Below are 25046 nucleotides of genomic sequence, written 5' to 3' on the forward strand. Positions count from 1 at the left end.
AGGTGGCCTTACCAATTTCTCCCATTAGATAGCATTGTCGGGCGAAGTCAACCGGCCTTCTCCCGCATCAGGCAGGTCCACGCCGTATCGGTCCGCAAGTTCGGCAAACGCCGCAAGTGTCGCCGGATCGAGACTGACCCCGTTGGCTTCGCGGTTTGCTGCCTCCCGCCACTCCCTGTCGCCCGGCGCCATGACCGTGCACTGTTCCCGCACCGCCGATCCGCGCAGCACCTCCAGGTAGCGTGCCATGCCCGCCTCGAAGGTGTCGCGCGGGACGAAGGCCTCCGGCTTGAGCGCAAGCACAAAGGCGCCCATGCCGCGCGGGGTCGAGAAGTCCGGTCCCTGCATGGATGCGATGTCGACGCTCAGCCTCATGCCGGTCAGGACCGCGCTCAGGATTTCGACGAGCCCCGCCAGCCCGGCGCCCTTGAAGCCGAATTCGCCGCCGAGCGGTGCCAGCATCTCCGCCTTTGCCGCGTCGGGCGTGTCGATGCCGTTCAGGTCGGAGGCGACGGCGTCCGGCAGCGGCGTGCCGAGGCTGCGATAGAGCAGGACCCGGTTGAAGGGGACGGCGCTGGTGGCCATGTCGAGCAGCCAGGGATCCTGGCCCGGAGCCGGGACGGCGACGGACATGGGGTTCGTTCCGTGGAAGCGCGTGGCGCCGTCGTGCAAGCGCACGATGCTGTCGGAATTGCAGACGGCAAGGCCGATGAAGCCCTGCCGCGCCGCCTCCAGCGCATAGGCGCCGGCGGGTCCGAAGTGCGAGGTGTTGCGGATGGCGACGGCGCCGATGCCGAAGCGGCCGGCCAGATCGACCGCGCGTTCCATCGCCCGGTAGGCGGCGAGCGCGCCGTGCCCGTCGTCCGCGTCCAGCGTTTCCACGGCGCCGAAGCCGCCGAGCGTGCGCACCTGCGGCGTCCTGTTGATCCGCCCGCCGGAAAGACCGGCGACATAGTGGGCCAGCAGGCGGACACCATGGCTGTCGACGCCGTGGCGGGTGCCGTGCAGCATGGCGCGGGTGGCCGCATCGGCCGTCGCCTCGTCGGCGCCCGCACCTTTCAATATGTCGCGGCAGAAGCGGTCCAGCGCGGCGAGCGAAACGCGGGCCTGCGCATCGGCATGCAACATGAAAACCTCTCCGGGGTATGCAATGTACTATGTGCACACTAGACAAGCGTCTGGTCCCATGCAATCCCCTCTTGCACGAAGGGCGCCTGGCATTGCGCAGGCGGGGCTGCCGCAGGGCGACGTCCGGGTGCCGTCGACAGGACCGCAAGCAGGAGCGATCGGCGAAATGGGAAGCAGCACATCCGGGATCGCCCCCAGGCTCTACCAGCGCGCCCGCGACGCGCTGGCATCCGAGATCACAGGCGGCGCGCTTTCCGCAGGCATGCGCCTGACCGAAAGCGGCGTGGCCGGGCGCTTCGGGATCAGCCGGGCGCCGGCGCGCCACGCGCTTGCCGAACTGGAGCGTCTCGGCCTGGTGCACAAGGCGGGGGCGAGGGGATACGAGGTGGTTGCCGGAGATCGCCCGTCGCGAGCCGAACCGGATACCGGCGGGGTCGAGCCGCAACCGGCGGCGGATCCGCGGATCCATTTCCTCTCGAGCTGGGAACTGCTCTACCCGCAGATCGAGATCGAGATCGTTTCGCGAACCTCGCTTGCCAGCTGGCGGATCAACGAGGCGATGCTCGCCAAGCATCACGGCGTCAGCCGGACGGTCGCGCGCGACGTCGTGGCGCGCCTCCAGCAGCGCGGCATCGTCCGTAAGGACGACCGCGGACGCTGGTATGCCCCGGCGCTGACGGCAAAGCACATCGACGAACTCTATGAGTTGCGCTGGGTGCTCGAACCGCTCGCGCTGGAGAAAGCTTTCCCCCTGCTGCCGGAAGGCCTGCTGTTGCGCCTTCGGCATAATGTCGAGGCCGCCATCGCCTCCGCGTCCCCGACCGAGGCGGAGATGCTCGATGCGCTGGAGCAGGAGCTTCACGTCGAGCTTCTGGGCCATTGCGGCAACGATTCGCTGATGCGGGCGATCAGCCTGCCGCAGGCGCTGCTGGTCGCCCACCATTTCCTCTACCGGTGGACATCGGAGCTGTTCGACACCGAGCCCTTCCTGCCGGAGCACCTGGACGTCATCGACCGGCTTCTCGCCGGCGACATCGGCGGGGCGAAGGAGGCGTTGGTTCGCCATCTGCAGATATCGCGCGAGCGGGCGATGCGGCGCATCCAGGCGGTGGCGCAGGTCATCTCGCCGGAGCCACTGCCCTATCTCGAACGCCTCGATTGAGGATGGCTTTCACGAGCGCGGCGCCTGCTCCGCCAGGATGCGCACCTGCCGCAGCGTATTCTCGCGGCTTCGCGCCAGGTGATGGACCAGAGCCTGCACGGTCTGCTGCCTGTCCCCTGCGGTGATCGCGTCGAGGACGGCCCCGTGCTCGTCGACGGACCTTTCATAGTCCCCGGGCACGGACACGAACAGCGTATGGGTCTGCCCGAGGATGCGCGCATGCGCTTCCGAGATCGTGCGGATGCCGGCGGCTTCCACGAGGGTGCTATGGAACGCTCGGTCGTGGACCAGTGCCTGTGCGAGATCGTCGAGCGAGGTGCCTGCGGCAAACTGCCGATGCCTGTCCAGGCTCCGGGACAGGTCGCGACACAGCGTATCGGTCATCCGGCCGGTGTCGAAGGCGGCTTCGACGGCGCCTTTCTCGATCAGGATGCGGGCCGCGTACAGTTCCTCGACATCCTCTTCGCTGTAGCTGCGGACGACCATGCCGCGTCGCGTCGATGTCGCCACGAGTCCATCGGCCTCGAGCCTCAGGCAGGCTTCTTTCACCGGCGTCGGGCTGATCCCGAGATCGGCGGCGAGTTCGTTCGGCAGCAGCCGCCGGCCGCCGGGTAGCCGCCCGCTGACGATGCGCGCGCGAAGTTCCTGGTAGGCCTGCTCGGCCAGGGTGGTCCTGATCATGGTCATGGCCGGAGAATCCGCCAGCCGTATCCGACAGGCAAGTAAATAAATAAAAAATTTTTTATTTTTCGACTCGCTCGCCTTGCGCTAGGACTCTTGCCGAGGAAGAGGAGAGGAGAAGCCCGATGAAGATCGCGTCAGTCGAGCCGTTCATTCTGCATCTGCCGCTGACGTCGGAGTCGATTTCGGATTCGACGCACAGCATCACGCATTGGGGCGTCGTCGGCACGAAGGTCGTGACCACCGACGGGCTGGTGGGCTACGGCTTCACCGGCACCCATGCCCACCTGCCGTCCGATCGGCTGATCACGGCCTGCATCCGCGACTGCTATGCGCCGCTTCTGGTCGGCGAGGACGCAAACGACCATGCGCGGCTGTGGACCAAGCTTGCGCGCTATCCCGCCCTGCAATGGGTGGGCCGCGCCGGCATCACGCATCTGGCCCTGGCCGCGGTCGATGTCGCGCTGTGGGATCTCAGGGCGAAGAAGGCCGGGCAGCCGCTCTGGGCCTATCTCGGCGGCGCGCGAACGAACAGCCTGGAGGCCTACAACACCGATATCGGCTGGCTGTCGTTCCGGATGGAGACCCTGCTTGCCGGTGCGGCGAAGGCGGTCGAGGTGGACGGGTTCACTCGCCTGAAGATCAAGGTGGGGCACGACGATCCGAACACGGACATCGCCCGGCTTGCGGCCGTGCGCAAGCGGGTCGGATCGTCCGTGCGGATCGCCATCGACGGCAACGGCAAATGGGACCTGCCGACCTGCCAGCGCTTCTGCATGCAGGCGCGCGACCTCGACATCTACTGGTTCGAAGAGCCGCTCTGGTACGACGACGTGGCCGGCCATGCCGCTCTTGCGCGCAGCACGGCCATTCCGATCGCGCTCGGCGAACAGCTCTATACGGTGGATGCCTTCAGTGCGTTCATCTCGGCCGGGGCGGTGGCCTATGTGCAGCCCGACGTTACGCGGCTCGGAGGGGTGACGGAATATATCCAGGTCGCCGACCTCGCCCATGCGCACCGGCTGCCGGTGGTGCCGCATGCGGGCGAGATGAGCCAGGTGCATGTGCACCTGAGCTACTGGCATCCCGCCGCGACGATCCTGGAATACATTCCGTGGATCAAGGACCACTTCGAGGAGCCGATCGACGTTCGCGACGGCGTCTACCGGCGGCCCGAGAAGCCCGGCGCAAGCACGACCGTGCTGGAAGAGAGTTTTGCGCGCTATGGCAAGAGCATCGGCTGACCGGGACAGTGCCCCATCCCGGCAACGCGTTCAGTGCTTGCCGGGCAGGCCCTGGATCGCATAGCGGTGCAGGCGCGACGGGCTTGCGGCGGTGTCCCTGCCCAAGGCCGGTGCCGGATTGCCGGCGTCCGGCCCGGGCGTCTTCATGGCAACCGGCGATCTCTGCCGCTCGGCGCGGTCAGTGCTGGTGTCGAACACGGTCCATGGTCCGTCCGGCTCGCGCCTTTGCCCGTGAGGCGTGGGCCGCGCCACGGCGGTCATTTGGGTTGTTCCGGCATGGTCAGGGTCAGGAAGCGGCGGAGGACGGAACGGGACGCGTCGTGCAGGGGACCGGCGAGCGGCTTCAGGTTGGCCGTCGTGTAGCCGGCGTTGTGAAGCATGTCCTTCAGGACGCGTGCGCTGATCTCGCCGGGAACGGGCTTGTCGCCCGTGCGGAACTCGATGTGATGGACATTGGAAGACATTGCGCCCTCCCTTTCAAATGGGGGGAAACACCGCGTTTCCGCAGCGACGCCCGAAATCCTTGTTGCTGAGGGCGCAACAGTGCGCCCACGCGCCCCCCTTGGCAAGCGAACAATTAAGGTCAATGCGAGGCAGGCGAGGGGCTATTCCGCCACCGTCGAACCGGCGGACTTGTTTTGAACACAATGGCCACCTATATGCCTGTCATCGGCATTGCTGATGAGCGCTGGAATGCATCTGTCGCTCGCAATTGCCGTAGTCGCCGCCTGCCTTTGACCACGGATGTACTGGCACTGGAAGATAGGCGACCATAGGAAGGTCGGTGCGGTTTCGCCCCGACCTTTTTTATATTGGCGGGTACTGTTCGAACAGGCGAACGTCTTCGCAAGATCTTCTGCCCGGCGCGAGAATATTCTCGGTTGCATGGGTCCGGATCTGCGCAGTCGACATCGAGTGTCCGGGACAAGCGGCGGGAAAATAAAACGTTTCCGCCCTTGTTTTGAACTGGTATTCCGCTATCTTATGTTTATCGAACCTTGCTAGCGACTCTTGTCCGCGGCCGAACGGCGCTTTCAGATATCCCTTCATCGTCGATAATTCAGATCGGTCATCGTGACCGGGCCCACAAGCGATTGAAAGGAATCGTTATGAACACTGGAACCGTAAAGTGGTTCAACAGCACCAAGGGTTTTGGCTTCATCCAGCCGGATAACGGCAGCCAGGACGTCTTCGTGCACATTTCCGCCGTCGAGCGTGCCGGCATGCGTGGCCTGACCGAAGGTCAGAAGATCAGCTACGACATCGTGCAGGACAAGCGTTCGGGCAAGAGCTCGGCCGACAACCTGCAGGCCGCCTAACGCGCTTCATTGCCCCCGTGACCACGGATGTACTGGCACGCCGGCGGCAATGCTAAGGAAGGTCGGGAGCAGTCCCGACCTTTTGTTTTTCGATCATCATGAGGCGCCGTCTCCGGTGCGGCATGTCCAGACATGCCTGATCGCGCAGGTTCTGCCAGCCGATGTCGCGGGAGGGTTCGTCTCCTGGCCGCGAAAACGGCCACCGGTCGCCCCTGCGGAACGATCCTCCCGGGGCAATCCGTCCGCAATCAGGATCAGGAAACGGCAGCACTGGCTGCGTAAGGAGATACTTTGCAGGTACTCGTCAGGGACAACAACGTCGAGCAGGCGCTTCGCGTACTGAAGAAGAAGATGCAGCGCGAAGGCCTCTTCAGGGAAATGCGGACACGCAGCGCCTATGAGAAGCCCTCGGAAAAGCGCGCGCGCGAGAAGGCCGATGCGATCCGCCGGTCCCGCAAGCTGGCGCGCAAGAAGGCACAGCGCGAAGGTCTTCTGCCCGCTCCGAAGAAAAAGGTCGCCCGTACCCGCTAGCGGCCGAACACAATGCAGCCCTCGTGGCTGCATTCTTTTTTGTCGAGGAGAACGGTATGACCGTCACCAAGGAAGACCTCTTCAAGCCCGGGCAGAAGATGTCGGCGCAGGCAAAGGCCGACCAGACCAATGCGACCGCGAGAGAGATCCTTGCGGCGGAAACCGTCGCGCGGGAAAAGAAGACCGAAAAGCTGCGGGCGCTTCGTCTGGCGCAGTCCGCCTCCGAGGCCCCGGTTGCCCCCAAGAAGGGCCGGCGCAAGTAGCTTCCGAAGCCTCCCCGTCCGTTTCGCAAGACGCGCCGGACCGGTCCTTGCATCCTTCATGCCGGCGATTGCCGCTCTCGCCATGCGTCCCGCGCGCGACAGGGACCAGAGCGCTCCCTCGCCAATGAGGCCGGCTCTCCTTGCCAGCGTTCCCGTGTCAGGCCAGTTGCCGGATGTCGCGACCGCCGACCAGCCGCATGGCCGATCTCTCGGGACAGAGATAGGGTGCGTCGTGATAGGCGATCGCGAGCGCCTGCGTCGTGCCGAAGATCGCGCTCAGACGCTTCCGTTCGGGGGCGTCGAGAATCTTGCCCAGGCGATCCAGTTCCCCCTTCAGCCAGTAGGCCCGGGCGGCGAATTCGTCGCTCGCGTGCAGGCCGACCCATTCCTTCAGCAGCGGATCGCTGATCGTTCCTGCCGCCGCCGCCTTCGACCAGGTCCAGCACATCCAGTCGGTTGCGAACATGGCGGCGATCGTGCCGTGATAGCCCCCGTCGCGGGCGATTGCGAGCAGGCCGTCGCGGAAATCGCCCACTTCGTGAATGTCGGTGTCGTAGGCGTCCGGGTCGATGCCGCGGGCCGCAAACGCTTTTTCGAAATAGGCCATTTTCCGGTTGGCGAGAGCATCGAGCACGCCGATCAGCCATCGCTTCTGCACGATCGTCTCGGCTCGGGCGGTGGCAAAGGAACAGATCGAGATCGTCGTGTCGGCGAAGGCGCGCTCGAAGACGAGGTAACGCTCGAAGACAGGCTTCGGCAGACAGTCCGCCTTGACGTCGGCAATGAAGCGGTGGCCGGCCATCTTGTCGAAGATGAGCCTGTTTTGCCGCAAGATCTGTTCGGAGAGTGTTTCCCACATATTGCTTTCCCAGGGCCGGAAGGGCGGTTGCAAAGAACGTCTGCAACGCAGGTGTGGTCGCCCGGGTTCCACTGCATGCCGCCTTTTCTTGCGCGGTGAGGCCGTGCTCCGACGTTCGGCGACGCAACCGTCCACAACCTTTCCTGCCGGTCAGGGCGATGTGTCGCAGGGAAAATTATGTCGGATGATTGACTTGAAACTTTGTTATGCCTAATACCTGAGAAAAATTGTCATCAATCTTTTCCTGCCAGAAAATGCTATACATATCAGTATTTTAGCAGGGAATTGATTGCTCATATCCGTGAATGAAAGGAATTGCGCCATGGTGCTTCGATCGACCACTCCTGTCTCTCCGGACAAAGGCGCATCGAAGCGAAAGCCAGGCGGAAAACGGCATATCTGGGTTGCGCTGCTGTCGAGTTCAGCGCTTCTGGCACCGCTTCCGGCCATCGCGCAATCCGCCGGTGATGCCGGCTCCAGCACCACGCTTGAGACGATCACGGTCGAGGGTGGCGGGCAGACCGCCATCGGGCCCGATACTTCGATCGTGGCCAAGGACACCTCGACGGGTAGCAAGACCGATACGCCGCTTCTGGACCTGCCGGGTTCGGTATCCGTCGTGACCGAACAGGAAATGCGCGAACGGGGCGTCCAGACGCTCGATCAGGCCCTTTCCTACACGGCGGGCGTTTCCACCGATATCTACGGCTCCGACGATCGCTACGACTTCTACCTGATCCGCGGCTTCTACAGCGGCGGCAGCAAGTATCGCGACGGCCTGCCGATCCGCACCCAGAACTTCACCACCAGCCGACTGGAGCCCTATGGCATGCAGCGGATTGAGGTGCTGAAGGGATCCACCTCGTCCCTGTTCGGCCTGAACGGCCCCGGCGGCATCGTCAACGCGATCACCAAGCGGCCGCAGGCCGGTACGTTCGGCGAAGTCTACACGACGCTCGGCGACGACCATGTCGAGACCGGCACCGACTTCGGCGGCGTGCTCGACGAGAACGGCGACTGGAGCTATCGCCTGACCGCGAAATGGCAGGACGGCAACAACGGCGCCGACTTCACCGACGACGACCGCCTCTACATCGCGCCCGCGCTGACCTGGAATCCGACGGATGCCACCACCTTCACGATCCTGACCGACTACAACAAGCGCGACGGAAGCCCCGGAACCTCGATCCCGCTGGGGTCGGGCCTGGACACGAAGACCTTCCTGGGCGAGCCCGATTTCAACAACATGGACACGATCGAGCGGAATATCGGCTACTCGTTCGAACATGACTTCGGCAACGGCCTGCAGTTCCGCCAGGTGGCCCGCCATACCAATCTCGACCTGGATTACGAGACGGTCTACGGCGCGTCCGCCGATCCGAGCGCGCGGCGTACCGCCTTTGCCGTTTACGGCGAACTCGAAAGTTTCGCGATCGACAACCAGCTGCAATACGATGCCAGCTTCGGCCGGTTCGACAGCCGCACGCTGCTCGGTCTGGAATATACGCGAACGACAACGGACGAGACGCGGTACGACGGCACTGCCGACGGCATCGACATCTACAATCCCAGCTTCTGCGGCGTCGAATGCATTACCTGGGCATCGGTCTCCAATTCCGACTTCGGGATGACCACGAAGTCGGTCTATCTTCAGGAGGAACTGACCTTCGACGACCGCTGGATCCTGACGCTCGGTGGTCGCTACGACCACGTGGATTCGTCCACCGGGTCGAGCGCCGGCTCCTACAGCGCCACGGACGAGGCCTTCACCAAGCGCGTCGGCCTTACCTACAAGGCAACGAGCGAAATCTCGCTCTATGCCAACTACTCCGAATCCTTCGAGCCCGTCGGCGCCAACCGCACCTCCTTCACCAGCCCGCCGCAGCCGCAGGAAGGCGAACAGTACGAGGTCGGCGTGAAGTATGCGCCGACGGCCGTCGACGCTCTGTTCACGCTCGCCTTCTTCGATCTCACCCAGAACAACGTCGCGCAGTGGAACGCCACCTATACCGAGCAGATCCAGATCGGCCAGGTCAACGTCCGCGGCGTCGAGCTGGAGGGCAAGGTCGCGGTGACAGACAGAACCAACCTGACGCTCGCCTATTCCTACTGGGATCCGAAGATCGAGAAGGACCTCAACCCGGCACTGGTCGGCAATCAGCCGGAGCGCGTGCCCAACCATCTCGCCTCGATCTGGGCCGACTACACGATCCCTGGCAACGGCACGATCGGCGACGTGACCCTCGGCCTCGGCGCGCGTTTCGTCGGCAAGACCTATGGCGACATCGCCAACACGACCGAACTGGCGTCTCGCACGGTCTTCGACGCGGCGCTCAACTACAAGGTGACGGAGAACGCGTCGCTCCAGGTCAACGCGACCAACCTGTTCGACAAGGAATACGTCACCCATGTCGACACATGGAGCAACAGCGCCTGGTATGGCGATCGCCGCACGGTGACGGCGACGCTGCGCTATACGTGGTAAGGGAAGCCTTGACCGGGGCAGGCCTGCGCGTCTGCTCTACCGGATATCGATCCTGCCGGCCCTCGGGGCCGGCAGATGCATTCGGCGGACCGGCAGACGCGGGCCGCCGCGACGAAGGATACGAGATGGAAGATGCAGCCGATAGCGAACAGGGCCGGTCCGGTGATCTGACGGGTCTCCCGCGTCGCCGGTTCCTGGTCGGCATGGCCGCGGGCGCGTTCCTTTCGGGAACCGGCGGCGCACGGGCCCTTGCCGCCGGCGAGGAGCTGCATTTTGTTCACGCCTTCGGCGAGACCACGCTGCCGAAACCGGCAGAGAGGGTCGTTTCGCTCGGCTATACGACGCAGGATCCGTTGCTGGCGCTTGGCGTGCGCCCGGTCGCGATCCGGCGGTGGTTCGGCAGTTTTCCCCACGGTGTCTGGCCGTGGGCGCAACCACTACTGGGGGATGCACAGCCCACGATGATCTCCGGCGAGGTCTCGATGGAGGTCGTCGCGGCCCTCGCGCCCGACCTGATCGTCGGCATCGGCTCGGGCATCTCGGAGGCGGAGTATGCGGTGCTGTCGCAGATCGCACCGGTGCTGATGCAGCCGGTCGGCCTGCCGGCCTATGGCATGGCGTGGGACGAACTGACGCGATTGCTCGGTCGCGCCGTGGGCCGGAGCGCGCGCGCGGAGGAGGCGATCGCCGCCTCCCGGCGGGTGTTTGCCGATGCGCGGGCGCGCCATCCCGGCTGGGCCGGGCAGACCGCCGTCTGCGCCTACAACTACGGCGGCAAGACCGGGGCGTTCACCGGCTTCGACACGCGCGCGAGCTTCCTTGCCGAACTCGGCTTCCGTCCGCCGCCTTCGCTCATCGAGCTCGCGGACCCGAACGTCTTCTATACGCCGCTCTCCCCCGAGGACCTGTCGCCGCTCGATGCGGACCTGCTGGTCTGGATTTCGTCCTCGGACGTCGTTTCCGATATCGTTGCGCTGCCGATGCGGCGCACGCTGCGGGCGCACAAGGAGGGGCGCGAGGTGCTGGCCGGGGCGCTTGTCGCCGGCGCCCTGTCCTTCGGCAGCGTGCTGTCGCTGCCGTTCGCGCTGGAACAGCTCGAAGCCGACATCGCGCTGGCGCTCGATGCAGATCCGGCGACGGTGGTGACGTCGGCCGCAGCGGCAGGGCTTGCGCCGTGAGAGCGGTCGCCGGCGTCGTTCTGCTGCTCGTGGCGGCAGGGGCCCTGACGCTCGGCGTCGGCGTGCGCCCCGCCACGTTCACCGAGATCTGGCAAGCGCTGACCGCCTTCGATCCGTCCGATCCGGTCCATGTCGCCGTCGGATCGATCCGGCTGCCGCGGCTCCTGGCCGGCATCATCGCCGGGGCGGGCCTCGGCATGGCCGGCACGGTGATGCAGGCGCTGACGCGCAATCCGCTTGCCGATCCGGGGCTGCTCGGCGTCAATTCCGGCGCTGCCTTTGCGATCGTGTTCGGGGCCTTGCTCTTCGGCCGTTCGGATGCGGGGCTGATGGCGGCGCTGGCCTTTCCGGGCGCAGCACTCGCCGCCATGGCCGTCTTCGCGCTCGGCGGCGGCCTGCGGGGAGACGCCGGCCCCGTCCGCCTGACGCTATCGGGCACGGCCATCAACGCGCTGCTGCTGTCGCTGGTCTCGGCGATCGTGCTCGTCCGCGGGGAAACGCTGGAGATCCTGCGGTTCTGGGTCGTCGGCTCGCTGTCCCAGGCCGGGGCCCGGCCGCTGGCGGCCATGGGCCTGACCGTGATCCTCGGCACGGCGCTGGCGATGGCGCTGGCGCCGCGGCTGGAGGCGCTCTCGCTCGGGGCAGCGCTTGCCCGCGGGCTGGGGACGCGTCTCGGCCGGGTGCAGTTCGGCTCCCTCGTCGCCGTGACGCTGATGACGGGGGCGGCGGTGGCGGTGGCGGGGCCGATCGTGTTCGTCGGCCTGATCGTGCCGCCGATCGCGCGCCGCATCGGCGGCCATGTGCTGCGGGTGGAGTTGCTGCTGTCCGCCCTGCTCGGCGCGACGCTGCTGCTTCTCGCGGACACGGCGGGACGGATCGTGCTGGCGCCGGCGGAGATCCGCGTCGGCATCATGACCGCCCTGATTGGCGCGCCGGTGTTCGTCCTGATCGCGCGCCGCCTGCGGGCGGGAGCTTCGGCATGAGAGGGGGGAATCTCGTTCTCGGCGTCGTGCTGGTGTCTGCCGTCCTCCTTTCGCTCATGGTCGGCCAGGTGATGCTGACGCCCGCCGATCTCTGGGCGGGGCTGTGGGGCGGAACGGGACCGGGCGCGCTGACGATGCGCGTGCTGCGCGGCCCGAGCACGCTGACCGCGCTCGGGCTCGGCGCCGTGCTCGGCATATCCGGCGCCATTTTCCAGATCCTCCTGCGCAACCCGCTGGCCGCGCCCGACGTGATGGGGTTCACCTCCAGCGCCGGGCTGGCGGTGCTCGTCGGCGTCACCGCGGGCCTCACGGTGCCGATGCCGCTCCTTTCGGCGGCGGGCGGCCTTGCCGCGGCGGTCATCGTCGCGGCGCTCTCGATGCGTCGGGACGGATCGCTGGCGACGCTCACGCTCATCCTGGTCGGCATCGGCGTGGCCTTCTTTGCCTCCGCCGCCGGCAGCTTCCTGATGACGCGACTGCCGCCGGAGCAGGCGGCAGAGGCACAGCGCTGGCTGACCGGTTCGCTCGCCGCCCGCAACTGGGGCCATGCCGCGCAGGTCCTCGGGCTCGGCGCGCTGCTGTCGCTCGCGCTGGCGCTGCAGGTCAGGAACCTGGCGCTTCTGGAATTGGGCGACGAGCTTGCAGCCGGGCTCGGCCTCCGGGTCGACCGGGCGAGGCGGCGGCTGGCGGCCACCGGGGTGCTGTTTGCCGCAGCCGGCGTCGCCGTGGCCGGGCCGGTACCCTTCGTCGCCCTGATGGCAGCGCCGCTCGGCGCCCGGCTGACCGGCGCGCGGAGCCCGACGGCGCGCATCCTTGCCGCCGCCGCCGCGGGTGCGGCGATCACGGTGCTGGCGGACCTCGCCGCACGCTCGCTCATCCCCGGGCTGCAACTCCCCGTCGGCGTCATGACGGGCATCTTCGGCGCCCCCTACCTGCTGTGGCTGCTGGCACGTGAAATGGAGGCTGGAGAGCTTTGACCGGCATCGAACTCAAGACGGAGGCGCTGACGCTCGGCTACGGCGAGCGCATCGTCATCCGCGACCTCTCGCTCGTCTTTTCCGAAGGGCGGATGACGACCATCCTCGGGCCGAACGGTTGCGGCAAGTCCACCCTGCTGCGAGCGCTGGCGCGGCTGGTGCGGCCGCAGAAGGGCAGCGTGACGCTCGGCGGCGAGGATATCTTCGCAACGGACACGCGGGCACTGGCGCGCCGGCTGGCGATCCTGCCGCAGGCCCCGCGCGCGCCGGAAGGGATCACGGTCGCCGACCTGGTCAGGCGCGGCCGCACACCGTGGCGCGGACTGCTCGCTCCGTGGAGCAAGGCCGATGCCGACGCGTGCGCGATGGCGCTCGAGGCCGTCGGCCTCACGGATCAGACGGAGCGGCCGCTGGACGAGCTTTCCGGGGGGCAGCGCCAGCGGGCCTGGATCGCGCTGGTGCTCGCCCAGAACACACCCTGCCTGCTCCTCGACGAGCCGACGACATGGCTGGACCTGAGCCACCAGATCGAGGTGCTGAGCCTTTTGCGGGAGCGTAACCGCCGGCACGGCGCCACCGTGGTCACGGTCCTGCACGACCTCAATCTCGCCGCGCGCTTCTCCGATCATCTGGTTCTGCTCGGGCCCGCCGGGCTGGTTTCGACCGGGACGCCGCGGGAGGTTCTGACGGAGGATAACCTGAAGACGGCCTTCGACCTCTCGGCCCTGGTCATGCCCGATCCCGTCACCGGCGCGCCGATGGCCGTGCCGCGGTAGGCGCCCCGGCAGCTACTTCCACATGGAGCGCATGCGGGCGCCGACGTCGATGCGGACCGCCCTCGCGCTTCGTTCGCCTGCGGCATGGGCGACAATCGGCCAGGTGGCCGTCTCGAAGAACTGCAGCAGCGTGGCCGGGATGAAGCGCGTGCGCGCGGCATAGACGTGGCGGTCGCCCTGGGCATGCTGGCCGCCGGTGAAGAAACGCTGGGGCGTGACCAGCGTCAGGTTGTCCCTGGCCCGCGTCATGCCGACATAGAGCAGACGGCGCTCCTCCTCGATCTCGTGCGTGGTGCCGACGCCGAGATCGGAGGGAATGCAGCCGTCGACGACGTTGAGCATGAACACCGCGCGCCACTCCTGGCCCTTGGCGGAATGGATCGTCGACAGGATGAGATAGTCCTCGTCGAGCAGCGGCACGCCCGCCTGGTCGCTGGTCGCGTCGGGCGGGTCGAGCGTTAGCTCGGTCAGGAAGCGCTCGCGGCTCGGATAGCCCGAGGCGATCTGCTCCAGTTGCAGGAGGTCCGCCTTTCGCGTCTCCGCGTCCTCGTGGACGCGCTCGAGATGCGGCTCGTACCAGGTGCGGGCCTGGGCGAGGTCCGAGGGCCAGTCGCCGCCCGACCGTTTGAGTCCGACCATGAGCTCGATGAAGGCTGTCCACGCCTCGCCGGTCTTGGGCGGCGGCGGGATTTCGGCCAGGGCGACCAGCGGTTCCGGATCGGCCGCGATCGTGTCCAGCATCCTGCCTGCGGTCTGGGGGCCGATGCCGGGCAGCATCTGCAGCAGCCGGAAGCCGGCGACCCGGTCGAGCGGGTTCTGCGCGAACCGGAGCACGGCCAGCATGTCCTTGACGTGGGCCGCGTCGAGGAATTTCAGGCCGCCGAACTTCACGAACGGAATGTTGCGCCGGGTGAGTTCCACTTCCAGCGGGCCGCTGTGGCTGGAGGTGCGGAACAGCACGGCCTGCTGCTTCAGCGTCATGCCCGCTTCGCGGTTGGCCAGCACCTGGTCGACGATGCAGTTCGCCTGGTCGTTTTCGTCCTTCACCGTCACGAGCCTCGGACGCTCGGCGCTCTCGCGCTCGGTCCACAGGTTCTTGGTGAAGCGTTCGCGGGCGAGGTCGATCACCGCATTGGCGGCGGCCAGGATCGGCTGGGTCGAGCGATAGTTGCGGTCCAGGGTGACGATGTCGGCTTGCGGTGTGAACTGCCGGGGAAAATCGAGGATGTTGCGCACCGTCGCCGCCCGGAAGGAATAGATCGACTGCGCGTCGTCGCCGACCACGGTCAATCCGCGACCGCCGGGCCTCAGCGCCATTAGCACCGATGACTGCAGCTTGTTGGTGTCCTGGTATTCGTCGACGAGCACATGGTCGAAGCGGTTGCCGATGTCTTCGGCGAGGTCCGGATCGTCGATCATCTGTGCCCAGTAGAGAAGCAGGTCGTCGTAATCGAGGACGTTCTGCGCCTGCTTCGCCTCGACATAGCCGGCGAAGAGTTCCTTCAGTTGCTCCTCCCAGCCGCCGACCCAGGGATACCAGTTGCGCAGCACCTCGTGCAGCGGCGTCTCGGAATTGACCGCGCGCGAATAGATCGAAAGGCAGGTGCCCTTGGTCGGAAACCGGCTCTCGGTCTTCGAGAAGCCCAGTTCGTGGCGGACGAGGTTCATCAGGTCGGCGGAATCCTCGCGGTCGTGGATGGTGAAATCGACGTTGAGGCCGATCTGTTCGGCATAGATGCGCAGGAGCCGCGCGCCGATGCCGTGGAAGGTTCCGGCCCAGGTGAGCGCATCGGTCATCAGCGCGGCGTTGGCGCCCAGCACGGTGCGGCAGATGCGCTCGACGCGCCGCGACATTTCTGAGGCGGCGCGGCGCGAGAACGTCATCAGCAGGATACGGCGCGGGTCGGCGCCGTTGACGATCAGGTGGGCGACCCGGTGGGCCAGCGTGTTGGTCTTGCCCGAGCCGGCGCCGGCGATGATCAGGAGCGGCCCGCCCAGGCCACAACCCGCCGGCCCGACCCCGTGCTCCACCGCCAGTCTCTGCCGGTCGTTGAGTTTTTCGAGATAGGCGGTGGCGGTCATGCCGGATTCCATCTTGCGTGCGATTCGAGGCGACCATAGCAGTTTGCGAACATATCCGGAACTTTCGTCGCTGCCGCCACCATGTCGACGGGTTTTCGTGCCTTCGGCCCCGAAGCAGGGGCGGCTGCGGCGCAAGGGCCGCGAAAATCCGCCACGCGATGCCCAAAGCCCTGATCCGCAGGGCGTTGCGGATAACGATAATGTGAGGGCTGGTGACCGACATTACAGATTTTTCATTTTTGTTCCGCGCGGCGTTCCGCAATGATGCTGTTTGGTGCGATGCAGCAAAAACGAGGAATTTCATGCGGGTGTTGGCGGTGATCCTGGCCGTTGTCTTTGCCGGTGCGGCGGGGGCGGCGGCGGTCCAGTGGCGGTGGATCGATCTCGATGCGCTCTCGCAGGTCGCTGCCGCGCCGGCAAGCGAGCCGGCGCGGCAGCGCTCCGGCCCTTCGAGCTTCCCCGTCGAGGTCGCCGACGCCGAGGAAATGTCGACGACGGCCGACATCAGCGCCATCGGCACGCTGCAATCCGACGAATCGGTACAACTGGCGCCGGAAGTCGCCGGCCGGATCGAGGCGATCCGCTTCGACGAGGGCCAGCCGGTCAAGGCGGGTGCGGTGCTGGTCAGCCTCGACAATGCGCTGGCCAAGGCGGAGGAGGAGGAGGTCAGGGTTCGCCTCGACCTCGCCAACACCAACTACGAGCGCGCCCAGCGCATGTCTGCAAACGGCACGGGCACGACGCGGGATCTCGATTCGGCCATCGCCGAGCGCAACACAGCGACCGCCCTTCTCAATTCGCAACGCGTGCAGCTTTCCAAGCACGACATCGTCGCTCCCTTCGACGGCGTCGTCGGCCTGCGCAGCGTCTCGACCGGAAGCTATGTCGGCATCGGCACCGCGCTGGTCAATCTCGAGAAGATTGACGTCCTGAAGGTCGACTTCAAGATCCCCGAGGCAAACCTGCAGAAGGTGAAGATCGGCCAGACCCTCGAGGTCACCGTCGATGCCCTTCCCGGCCGGACGTTCCCGGGCACGGTCTATGCGATCGATCCGATGCTCGACGTCAACGGCCGCGCCATCAGCATCCGCGCGCGCCTGCCGAATGCGGACCTGGCGCTGCGACCCGGCCTGTTCGCGCGCATCACCGTCCGGGGGCTGGAGGAGCGCAAGGTGGTCACCGTTCCGGAATCCGCCATCGTGGCGCGCGGCCAGGAACGCTTCGTGTGGAGCGTCGTCGACGGCAAGGCGCAGGAAAACCGCGTCACCGTCGGCGGGCGCAAGATCGGGTTCGCGGAAGTGGAAGGGCTGACCGCCGGCACGGTCGTGGTCACGGCGGGGCATGCGCGCCTGCGCGACGGCGCGAGCGTCGAAATCGTCGGCAACGAGACCGCGCAGGTCCAGGGCTAAGGGGGCGCAGGATGGGCATTTCCGAACTCTGCATCCGGCGGCCGGTCTTCGCCACCGTCCTCAGCCTCCTGATGCTGCTGATCGGGGTCGTCTCCTATGAGCGCCTGGCGGTTCGCGAATATCCGAGCATCGACGAGCCCGTCGTTTCAGTCGTCACCTCCTATCCCGGCGCCTCGGCGAGCATCATCGAAAGCCAGGTGACGCAGGTCCTGGAAGGATCGATCGCCGGCATCGCCGGCATCGACGTGCTGGAATCGACGAGCCGGGCCGAATCGAGCCGCATCACCGTCCGCTTCCGCCTCGAGGTCGATCCGGACGTGGCCGCCAGCGACGTGCGCGACCGGGTGAGCCGCGTGCGCCGGCAGTTGCCGGACGAGATCACCGAGCCGGTCATCTCGAAGGTGGAGGCCGACGCGCAGCCCGTGGTGTTCGTCGTCTTCCGCAGCGACCGGCTGAGCCCGCTGGACCTGACGGACTATGTCGACCGCAACATCGTCGACCGATTCAAGAACGTGAACGGCGTCGCCGACGTGCAGATCTATGGCGAGCGCCGCTATGCCATGCGCATCTGGATCGACCGGGAGCGCCTCGCCTCGCTCGGGCTGACCGTGCAGGACGTGGAGGACGCGCTCGAGGCGCAGAACGTCGAGATCCCGGCCGGGCGGCTGGAAAGTGCGGATCGCGAGTTCACGGTGCTGTCCAAGACCTCGCTCAGCAATGTCGAGCAGTTCGAGAGGATCGTCGTCAAGCGCGGTGAGGGCGTGCTGGTGCGGCTCGGCGAAGTGGCGCGCGTCGAGCTCGGCGCGGCAGACGAGCGGCGGGCCGGTCGCTTCAACGGCGAGAGCGCCATCGTCGTCGGCGTCATCAAGCAGGCGGTGGCGAACCCGCTCGACGTCTCGGCCGGCGTGCAGGCGATCCTGCCCGACATCAACGCCAATCTTCCAGAGGGCATGACCGGCGCCGTCGGCAACGACAATTCGGTGTTCATCGACGAGGCGATCAGCGCCGTCTACCACACGATCGTCGAAGCGATCGTGCTGGTGCTGATCGTGATCGTGCTCTTCCTCAGATCCGCCCGCGCGTCGATCATCCCGATCGTCACCATCCCGATCTCGCTGATCGCGACCTGCGCCATCATGTATGCGCTCGGCTTCAGCGTGAACACGCTGACGCTGCTGGCCATGGTGCTGGCGATCGGCCTCGTCGTGGACGACGCCATCGTCGTGCTGGAGAACATCTTCCGGCACATCGAGAACGGCATGAAACCCGTGCCGGCGGCGATCAAGGGAACGCGCGAGATCGGCTTCGCCGTCATCGCCATGACGCTGACGCTGGCTGCCGTCTATGCGCCGGTCGCCTTCGCCGCCGGACGCACCGGGCGGTTGTTCCTCGAATTCTCGCTGACGCTGGCCGGCGCGGTCCTGGTGTCGGGCTTCGTGGCCCTGACGCTGACGCCGATGATGTGCTCGAAGCTGCTCAGGCACCAGGAGAAGCCGGGGCGCGTCTCGGCCTTCATCGAGCGCGGCCTGACCGGGCTCGAAAGCGGGTACCGCCGCCTGCTGTCGGCGTCGCTGCGGATCCGGCCTGTCGTTGCCGTGCTGGCGGCCGTCGTCGCGTTCGGCAGCGTCTACTTCTACCTGCAGCTGCCCCAGGAACTGGCGCCGGTAGAGGACCGCGGCGTGATCCGGGTCATGGGCACGGCGCCCGAAGGCTCGACGCTCGCCTATACCGAGCGCTATTCCCGGCAGGTCGAGGAGTTGCTCAAGCCGATCAGCGAAGTCGGCAGCATCCAGACCATCAACGGCATGCCGGAGGTCAACCGCTTCCTGGTCATGGGACGGTTGAAGGCCTGGGACGAGCGCGGCCGCTCGCAGCAGGAACTGGTCGCCGAGTTGCTGCCCAAGCTTCGCCGCATCGCCGGCGTGAACGCCTTTGCCAGCAATCCGCCGTCGCTCGGCACCTCGAACAATGCGCGTCCGATCGAATTCGTGCTGCAGAGCTCAGGCACTTATGAAGAGCTCGACCGGCTGAGCAAGTCCTTCCTCGAGCAACTGTCCGACTATCCCGGCGTCACCAACGTCGATACCGACCTGAAGCTGAACAAGCCCGAGATGACGATCGAGATCGATCGCGACAAGGCCTCCGACATGGGCATCGATGTCGCCGTCGTCGGCCGGACGCTGGAGACGCTGCTCGGCAGCCGGCAGGTCACCCGCTTCGAGATCGACGGCGAGCAGTATGACGTCTACGTGCAGCTGGCCGCGGCCGACCGCGCCTCGCCGTCGACGCTGTCGACGATCTTCCTGCGGTCCGCCAGCGGCGAGATGGTGCAGCTGGCGAACGTCGTGAAGGTGACCGAGACGGTGGCGCCGCAGGAACTCAAGCGCTTCAACCAGATGCGTTCGGTGACGGTCTCGGCCAATCTCGCGCCGGGCTATTCGACCGGCGAGGTGCTCGCCCGGATGAACAGCATCGCCGACCAGGTCCTGCCCGAGAACGTCCAGACGGACGTCTCCGGCCCGAGCCGCGAATTCCTCGCTTCCGGCCAGAGCCTTGCGGTCGTCTTCGTCCTGGCGCTCGGCTTCATCTATCTCGTTCTCGCCGCCCAGTTCGAGAGCTTCCGCGATCCGCTGATCATCATGATCTCGGTGCCGCTGTCGATGACCGGGGCGCTGGCGGCGCTCTACTTCACGGGCGGTTCGCTGAACGTCTATTCGCAGATCGGCCTGGTGACGCTAGTGGGCCTGATCACCAAGCACGGCATCCTGATCGTCGAGTTCGCCAACCAGCAGCAGGAGGCGGGAGAGGGGCGGCTGGCGGCCGTCATCGATTCCGCCGTGCTCCGCCTGCGGCCGATCCTGATGACGACCGGTGCGATGGTGCTGGGCGCGGTGCCGCTGGCGCTCGCTGCGGGCGCCGGTGCGGAGAGCCGCCAGCAGATCGGTTGGGTCATCGTCGGCGGCATGTCGTTCGGCACGCTGCTCACGCTCTTCGTCGTGCCGATGGTCTATTCCGTGTTCGGGCGCAGGATCGAGGCCGAGGAAGCGCCGGCGAACGTCGAATACCTGCCCGCGGCGGCGGAGTAGATCCCGCTCAGCTGCTGCCCCCGCCGAGGGCCTTCAGCCAGCCGAGACCGTCCACCGTGGCCGCCTTCGGGCGATATTCGCAGCCGACAAAGCCGGCATAGCCGAGCGCGTCGATCTCGGCAAAGATCCGGGCGTCGTCCAGTTCGCCGGTGCCCGGCTCGTTGCGCAACGGCACGGCCGCGGTCTGGATATGGCCGATATGCGGCATCATCGCGCGCAGCGCCATGGTCAGGTCGCCATGCAGGATCTGGCGATGGTAGATATCGAACTGCAGCCGGACATGGGGCAGGTCGAGTTCGCGGACGAAACCGAGCGCACGGTCGAAGTCGTTGAGGAAATAGCCCGGCATGTCGCGGCCGTTGATGGGCTCGATCACGAGCCCGACGCCCGCTTCCCCGGTCCGGTCCGCGGCGTATCGCAGCGAATTGCGATAGCACCGGATCGCTTGCGGATCGCGGGCATCGGCGAGCCCTGCCATCATGTGCAGCAGCGGTGTGCCGATGACCCTGGCATAGCGGATGGCGGTATCGACCGAGGCGCGGAATTCCTGGGCGCGGTCCGGCAGGGCGGCCAGCCCGCGGTCGCCGTCCGACCAGTTGCCGGGCGGCATGTTGAAGAGCGCCTGTTCCAGCCCGGCAGCCTCCAGCCGTCCGGCCACGGTGTCCGCCGGATCGTCATAGGGGAACAGGTATTCCACGGCCTTGAAGCCGGCATCGGCTGCTGCCTGGAAGCGGTCCAGGAAGGCATGCTCGTTGAACATCATGGTGAGGTTGGCGGCGAAACGCGGCATGTCAGGTGTCCTGTCCTGTGTCCGTCCCGGGATCCTGACCGGTGCCCGGCAGGTCGACGCCGGCGATCCTTGCGAGAAGGCGCGCGACGGAGCTGTCGTCGTCGCGCCCCATGCCGGCGGCCTCGGTCATGATGAAGAGCTGGAGCGCCGCACTTGCGATCGGCAGCGGGAACTTCTGCCGACGGCCGATATCGGAGACGATGCCGAGATCCTTGGTGAAGATGGATACGGCGCTGTGGGGCGTGTAGTCGCCGGCAAGTACGTGCGGAATGCGGTTTTCGAACATCCAGCTGTTGCCGGCCGATTTCGTGATCACTTCGAAGACGCGGGAAATGTCGAGATCGAGGCTGCTTGCGAAGGTGATCGCCTCGCAGGCGGCGGCGATATGGACGCCGGCGAGCAACTGGTTGACGATCTTGAAGGACGAGCCGATGCCCGGCTGGTCCCCCAGCTCGTAGACGGTGGCGGCCATGGCATCGAGCGCCGGTCTTGCGGCGGCGAAGGCTTCGGGCGCGCCGGAGGCCATGAAGGTGAGTTCGCCGCTATTGGCCTTGACCGAGCCCCCGCTGATCGGGCCATCGACATAGTGGAGGCCGCGTTCGCCCGCACGCCTTGCGAAGTCCTTCGCCTCGGCCGGTGCGATGGTGGCGCAGGATATGATCGCCGATCCGGGTTTCAGCGCATCGACGATGCCGCCGTCGCCGAACAGGACGGTTTCGGTCTGGGCGGCGTTGACCACCACGACCACGGCAATGTCCGCCGAGGCGGCAGCATCGGCCGGACTGGCGCAGGCCTTGCCGCCGGCGTCCCGGAGGGCTGCGAGTGCGGCGGAACTGACGTCGAAGCCGTGCACCTCATGGCCGCCGCGCAGGAGGGAGCGGGCCATTCCAAGCCCCATCGAGCCCAGGCCGATCACGGCAACGGCGGCGCGGCGACTGGACATGGATTTCCCTCCCTCTGGATAAATCTCAGCGCTAACACTTTTACAAACCATATCCTCTAGCCAGGTTCAAGAGTTTATGTTAGCGCTGAGATAATTTCGAGGAGGATGGTCCGACGATGCAACGGGAGGCGCCCACTCTGGCGCATGTGGCGCGGCTGGCGGCGGTGAGCGAGAACACCGTCTCGCGCGTCATCCGCAACAAGGGGCCGATTGCCGAGGAGACGCGAAAGCGGGTCATCGCGGCGATCGACAGCCTCGGCTATGTGCCGAACCGCGCCGCCGGCTCGCTGGCCTCGTCGTCCTCGCTCATCATCGGCGTGCTTCTGCCGTCGCTGTCGAACATCGTGTTTCCCGAGGTGCTGCACGGCATACATGCGGCCCTTGCGGACACGTCCTACCAGGCGATGATCGGCGTGACGGATTATGACCTCCTGCAGGAGCAGAAGCTCTTGAGTTCGCTGCTCGCCTGGCAGCCTGCAGCGATCGTCACCACCGGCTTCGACCATACGGACACGAGCCGAAGAATGCTTGAGCAGAGCGGGATCCGGATCGCTGAACTGATGGACATCGACGACCGGCCGATCGACATCGCCGTCGGGCTTTCCCATCGCCGCGCGGGTCGGGAGAGTGCGCGCCATCTCGTCGGTCGCGGCTATCGGCGCATCGGCTATGTCGGCCATGACTGGAGCGCCGACCGGCGGGCCCATTTTCGCTACGAGGGCTTGCGGCAGGGTTTGCAGGAGGCCGGATTGTCGCTTGCCGCCGAGTTCCGTTTCGAGGGCGCGAGCTCGACGATGGCGGGACGCGAGGCGCTGGCGCAGCTGCTCGGGGGCGGCCATGGCGTCGATGCCGTGGTGTTCTCGAACGACGACATGGCGGTCGGCGGCTTCATGCACTGCCTCGGCGCCGGGCTGGCGATCCCCGAACGGCTGGCGCTCTTCGGCTTCAACGGGCTCGACATCGGCCAGGCGCTGCCGCGGCCGCTGTCGACGATCCGCTCCAACCGGTTTCTGATCGGGCGGACGGCCGTGGAGAAGCTGCTGGAGGCGCGGGAGCGACCGACGGAGCCGCAGATCATCGATACCGGTTTCGAGATCGTCGACGGTGCGACGGCATGAACGAATTTTCAGGAGGAATACCATGCTTCTAGGGGCGATAGCCGATGATCTGACGGGGGCGACCGACCTCGCCCTGACGCTTGCGCGCGAGGGGATGCGGACGGTCCAGACGGTTGGCGTGCCGCCGGAGGGCTTCGACTTCACGGGCATCGACGCCGTGGTCGTGGCGCTGAAATCCCGAACCATTCCGGCCGCGGATGCGGTCACGCTCTCGCTCGAGGCCCTTTCATGCCTCGTCGGCGCCGGCGCCCGCCAGATCATCTTCAAATATTGCTCGACCTTCGATTCGACGCCTGCCGGCAATATCGGGCCGGTGACGGAGGCGCTGGTCGAAGCGCTCGGCGAGGATCTGACGATCGTCTGCCCGGCCTTTCCGACGAACGGACGCACGATCTATCGCGGGCATCTGTTCGTGGGCGACCAGCTCCTGTCGGAGAGCCCGATGAAGGACCACCCGCTCACGCCGATGACCGATTCCAGCGTCGTCCGGCTGATGCAGGCGCAGACGCGCCTCGCCGTCGGCCTTGTGACGCGCGACACGGTGGCCAAGGGGCCGGCGGCGGTGCGGGACGCCTTCGCCAGGGCGCGGTCAGACGGCCAGGCCGTGGTCGTGGTCGATGCGATCGCCGACGACGATCTGCGCGTGATCGGCGAGGCGGCAGCGGACCTGAAGCTCATCACCGGCGGCTCGGGCATCGCGCTCGGCCTGCCGGAGAACTTCCGCCGCGGCGGTCTGCTCGATCACGGTGCCGGCTCCCGCCGGTTCGAGGCGCCGGGCGGTCGCGCGGTCATGCTGGCCGGCTCCTGCTCGGCTGCGACGCGCGGCCAGATCGAGGCTGCCATCGCGGCAGGCACGCCATCGTTCAGGATCGATCCGCTTGCGATCGCCGACGGCAGCGTATCGCCGCAGGAGATCGTAGACCGGCTGGTAGCGGAAACCGACCGTGTGCCGCTCGTCTATTCCAGCGCCGAGCCGGACCGCGTCCGCGCCGCGCAGGCAAGGCTCGGACGCGAGCGCGCCGGTGACGTGGTGGAGCATTTTCTCGCAGACGTCGCCGTCGCTCTGCGCGACCGCGGGTTTTCCCGCTTCCTCGTCGCCGGCGGCGAGACGTCTGGCGCCGTCGTCGGCGCGCTTGGTGTTTCCGCGCTTCTGATCGGCCCGGAGATCGATCCCGGCGTGCCGTGGACCCACAGCCTCGGCGACGAAAGGCCGGTGGCGCTGGCTCTGAAGTCGGGCAATTTCGGCGGCGTCGATTTCTTCTCGAAGGCCTGGAAGGTGCTGGCATGACGGCGATCCTGTCGGAGGAGACGCGCCTGCGCGACGAGATCGCGACGGTCGGCAGGTCGCTGTTCGACCGGCTGTTCACCTTCGGCTCGACCGGCAACATCAGCGCACGGCTTTCGAGCGGCGAGGTGCTGATGACGCCGACGAATGCCTCGCTGGGCACGCTCGATCCGGGGCGGCTTTCGAAGTTCTCGGCGGAGGGCGTCCACCTGTCGGGCGACAAGCCGACCAAGGAGGCGTTCCTGCATCAGTGCATGTACTGCGAGCGGGGGGAGGCCGGCGCCGTCGTGCACCTGCATTCCACGCATGCGGTCGCCGTCAGCATCATCGAGGGGCTGGACGAGGCCGACCTGCTTCCGCCGCTGACGGCCTACTACGCCATGCGCGTGGGCCGGCTGCCGCTCGTTCCCTACTATCCCCCGGGCGATGCCGCGCTTGCCGGGGCAGTGGCGGAGAAGGCGCGCGAGAGCCATGCGGTGCTGCTTGCCAACCACGGCCCCGTGGTGGCCGGCGCGACGCTGCGCGAGGCGCAATATGCCACCGAAGAACTGGAGGAGACTGCCAAGCTTTTTCTGATGCTGCGGGGCGAGCGCATCCGGCCGCTGACGGCCGAGCAGCGCGACGCGCTGGCGCGGAAGTGAGGCGGACTGTGCCTTCGATTGCCCGGCCGCCGGCAACGGCCGGTCACGCGCGCAGCACCCGCTATCGCGACGCACAATCAAGCCGGCGTTATTTGGTGCGTCGCCG

Annotated in this window: 23 protein-coding genes; 15 read left to right on the forward strand and 8 right to left on the reverse strand. The window is 66.7% G+C overall.

The genetic code is table 11. The features are described from left to right. Positions 1-24 precede the first annotated feature (24 nt). A complete protein-coding gene (locus LQK81_RS12775; RefSeq protein WP_230806696.1) occupies positions 25-1128 on the reverse strand; it encodes an Ldh family oxidoreductase in 1104 nt (367 codons plus the stop codon). 166 nt (positions 1129-1294) lie between these two features. Between LQK81_RS12775 and LQK81_RS12780 the strand changes: the two genes are divergently transcribed. After that, the gene (locus LQK81_RS12780) at positions 1295-2290 is read left to right on the forward strand and encodes a GntR family transcriptional regulator (protein ID WP_230806698.1); all 996 of its coding nucleotides are present in this window, start codon (positions 1295-1297) and stop codon (positions 2288-2290) included. Between the two features lie 9 nt (positions 2291-2299). Here the strand turns inward: LQK81_RS12780 and LQK81_RS12785 are convergent, their stop codons facing one another. Beyond that, on the reverse strand, positions 2300-2977 hold the full coding sequence (locus LQK81_RS12785) for a GntR family transcriptional regulator (RefSeq protein ID WP_230806699.1): 678 nt from the start codon (positions 2975-2977) through the stop codon (positions 2300-2302). A gap of 119 nt (positions 2978-3096) precedes the next feature. Here LQK81_RS12785 and LQK81_RS12790 point away from each other — a divergent pair, with 119 nt between their 5' ends. Continuing rightward, positions 3097-4215 carry a mandelate racemase/muconate lactonizing enzyme family protein gene (locus tag LQK81_RS12790; protein ID WP_230806700.1) on the forward strand — a complete coding sequence of 373 codons (1119 nt, stop codon included), beginning with the start codon at positions 3097-3099 and terminating at the stop codon, positions 4213-4215. A gap of 30 nt (positions 4216-4245) precedes the next feature. Here LQK81_RS12790 and LQK81_RS12795 read toward each other — a convergent pair whose 3' ends face one another. Then, entirely contained in the window at positions 4246-4413 is a 168-nt protein-coding gene (locus tag LQK81_RS12795; RefSeq protein ID WP_230806701.1) for a hypothetical protein, read from the reverse strand. A gap of 59 nt (positions 4414-4472) precedes the next feature. Next, positions 4473-4679, reverse strand: a complete 207-nt coding sequence (locus LQK81_RS12800) for a hypothetical protein (RefSeq protein ID WP_230806702.1) — start codon at positions 4677-4679, stop codon at positions 4473-4475. Positions 4680-5324: 645 nt separating this feature from the next. On the opposite strand from LQK81_RS12800, the gene LQK81_RS12805 reads away from it, so the two are divergent. From LQK81_RS12805 to LQK81_RS12815, 3 genes are all read left to right on the forward strand, one after another. Continuing rightward, positions 5325-5534 carry a cold-shock protein gene (locus LQK81_RS12805; protein ID WP_112600386.1) on the forward strand — a complete coding sequence of 70 codons (210 nt, stop codon included), beginning with the start codon at positions 5325-5327 and terminating at the stop codon, positions 5532-5534. A gap of 291 nt (positions 5535-5825) precedes the next feature. Then, a complete protein-coding gene (rpsU, locus tag LQK81_RS12810) occupies positions 5826-6065 on the forward strand; it encodes a 30S ribosomal protein S21 (protein WP_112600385.1) in 240 nt (79 codons plus the stop codon). 56 nt (positions 6066-6121) lie between these two features. Beyond that, on the forward strand, positions 6122-6328 hold the full coding sequence (locus LQK81_RS12815; RefSeq protein WP_230806703.1) for a hypothetical protein: 207 nt from the start codon (positions 6122-6124) through the stop codon (positions 6326-6328). 157 nt (positions 6329-6485) lie between these two features. Here the strand turns inward: LQK81_RS12815 and LQK81_RS12820 are convergent, their stop codons facing one another. Further along, positions 6486-7187 (reverse strand): TenA family protein, encoded by a 702-nt coding sequence (locus LQK81_RS12820; RefSeq protein WP_230806704.1) that lies wholly within the window; start codon positions 7185-7187, stop codon positions 6486-6488. A gap of 322 nt (positions 7188-7509) precedes the next feature. Here LQK81_RS12820 and LQK81_RS12825 point away from each other — a divergent pair, with 322 nt between their 5' ends. From LQK81_RS12825 to LQK81_RS12845, 5 genes are all read left to right on the forward strand, one after another. Further along, the gene (locus LQK81_RS12825) at positions 7510-9672 is read left to right on the forward strand and encodes a TonB-dependent siderophore receptor (protein WP_230806706.1); all 2163 of its coding nucleotides are present in this window, start codon (positions 7510-7512) and stop codon (positions 9670-9672) included. 125 nt (positions 9673-9797) lie between these two features. Beyond that, a complete protein-coding gene (locus tag LQK81_RS12830) occupies positions 9798-10850 on the forward strand; it encodes an ABC transporter substrate-binding protein (RefSeq protein WP_230806707.1) in 1053 nt (350 codons plus the stop codon). Beyond that, the gene (locus LQK81_RS12835; RefSeq protein WP_230806709.1) at positions 10847-11833 is read left to right on the forward strand and encodes a FecCD family ABC transporter permease; all 987 of its coding nucleotides are present in this window, start codon (positions 10847-10849) and stop codon (positions 11831-11833) included. The genes LQK81_RS12830 and LQK81_RS12835 overlap by 4 nt, the downstream gene beginning before the upstream one ends. Next, positions 11830-12810, forward strand: coding sequence for a FecCD family ABC transporter permease (locus tag LQK81_RS12840; protein ID WP_230806711.1), 981 nt, complete (start codon positions 11830-11832; stop codon positions 12808-12810). The genes LQK81_RS12835 and LQK81_RS12840 overlap by 4 nt, the downstream gene beginning before the upstream one ends. Continuing rightward, positions 12807-13586, forward strand: coding sequence for an ABC transporter ATP-binding protein (locus tag LQK81_RS12845; protein ID WP_230806713.1), 780 nt, complete (start codon positions 12807-12809; stop codon positions 13584-13586). The genes LQK81_RS12840 and LQK81_RS12845 overlap by 4 nt, the downstream gene beginning before the upstream one ends. Before the next feature lie 12 nt (positions 13587-13598). On the opposite strand, the gene LQK81_RS12850 is transcribed toward LQK81_RS12845, so the two are convergent. Beyond that, positions 13599-15668: an ATP-dependent helicase gene (locus LQK81_RS12850; RefSeq protein ID WP_230806714.1), complete on the reverse strand. Its 2070-nt coding sequence runs from the start codon at positions 15666-15668 to the stop codon at positions 13599-13601. Between the two features lie 302 nt (positions 15669-15970). Here LQK81_RS12850 and LQK81_RS12855 point away from each other — a divergent pair, with 302 nt between their 5' ends. Next, on the forward strand, positions 15971-17077 hold the full coding sequence (locus LQK81_RS12855) for an efflux RND transporter periplasmic adaptor subunit (RefSeq protein WP_230806715.1): 1107 nt from the start codon (positions 15971-15973) through the stop codon (positions 17075-17077). Positions 17078-17088: 11 nt separating this feature from the next. Continuing rightward, a complete protein-coding gene (locus LQK81_RS12860; RefSeq protein WP_230806717.1) occupies positions 17089-20163 on the forward strand; it encodes an efflux RND transporter permease subunit in 3075 nt (1024 codons plus the stop codon). A 7-nt stretch (positions 20164-20170) separates the two neighbouring features. Here the strand turns inward: LQK81_RS12860 and otnI are convergent, their stop codons facing one another. Together otnI and ltnD are read right to left on the reverse strand one after the other, a co-directional pair. Further along, positions 20171-20953 (reverse strand): 2-oxo-tetronate isomerase, encoded by a 783-nt coding sequence (gene otnI, locus LQK81_RS12865; RefSeq protein ID WP_230806719.1) that lies wholly within the window; start codon positions 20951-20953, stop codon positions 20171-20173. 1 nt (position 20954) lies between these two features. Further along, positions 20955-21896 carry an L-threonate dehydrogenase gene (ltnD, locus tag LQK81_RS12870; RefSeq protein WP_230806721.1) on the reverse strand — a complete coding sequence of 314 codons (942 nt, stop codon included), beginning with the start codon at positions 21894-21896 and terminating at the stop codon, positions 20955-20957. 116 nt (positions 21897-22012) lie between these two features. Here ltnD and LQK81_RS12875 point away from each other — a divergent pair, with 116 nt between their 5' ends. From LQK81_RS12875 to otnC, 3 genes are read left to right on the forward strand one after another with little or no spacing between them, the layout of a single operon-like run. After that, on the forward strand, positions 22013-23014 hold the full coding sequence (locus tag LQK81_RS12875; protein ID WP_230806723.1) for a LacI family DNA-binding transcriptional regulator: 1002 nt from the start codon (positions 22013-22015) through the stop codon (positions 23012-23014). 22 nt (positions 23015-23036) lie between these two features. Then, positions 23037-24302, forward strand: a complete 1266-nt coding sequence (gene otnK, locus LQK81_RS12880; protein ID WP_230806725.1) for a 3-oxo-tetronate kinase — start codon at positions 23037-23039, stop codon at positions 24300-24302. After that, on the forward strand, positions 24299-24940 hold the full coding sequence (gene otnC, locus LQK81_RS12885) for a 3-oxo-tetronate 4-phosphate decarboxylase (protein ID WP_230806726.1): 642 nt from the start codon (positions 24299-24301) through the stop codon (positions 24938-24940). Before otnK ends, otnC begins: the two co-directional genes overlap by 4 nt. The last annotated feature ends 106 nt before the right edge of the window (positions 24941-25046 follow it).

Source organism: Rhizobium sp. GN54, from assembly GCF_021026345.1.
GTDB lineage: Bacteria > Pseudomonadota > Alphaproteobacteria > Rhizobiales > Rhizobiaceae > Mycoplana.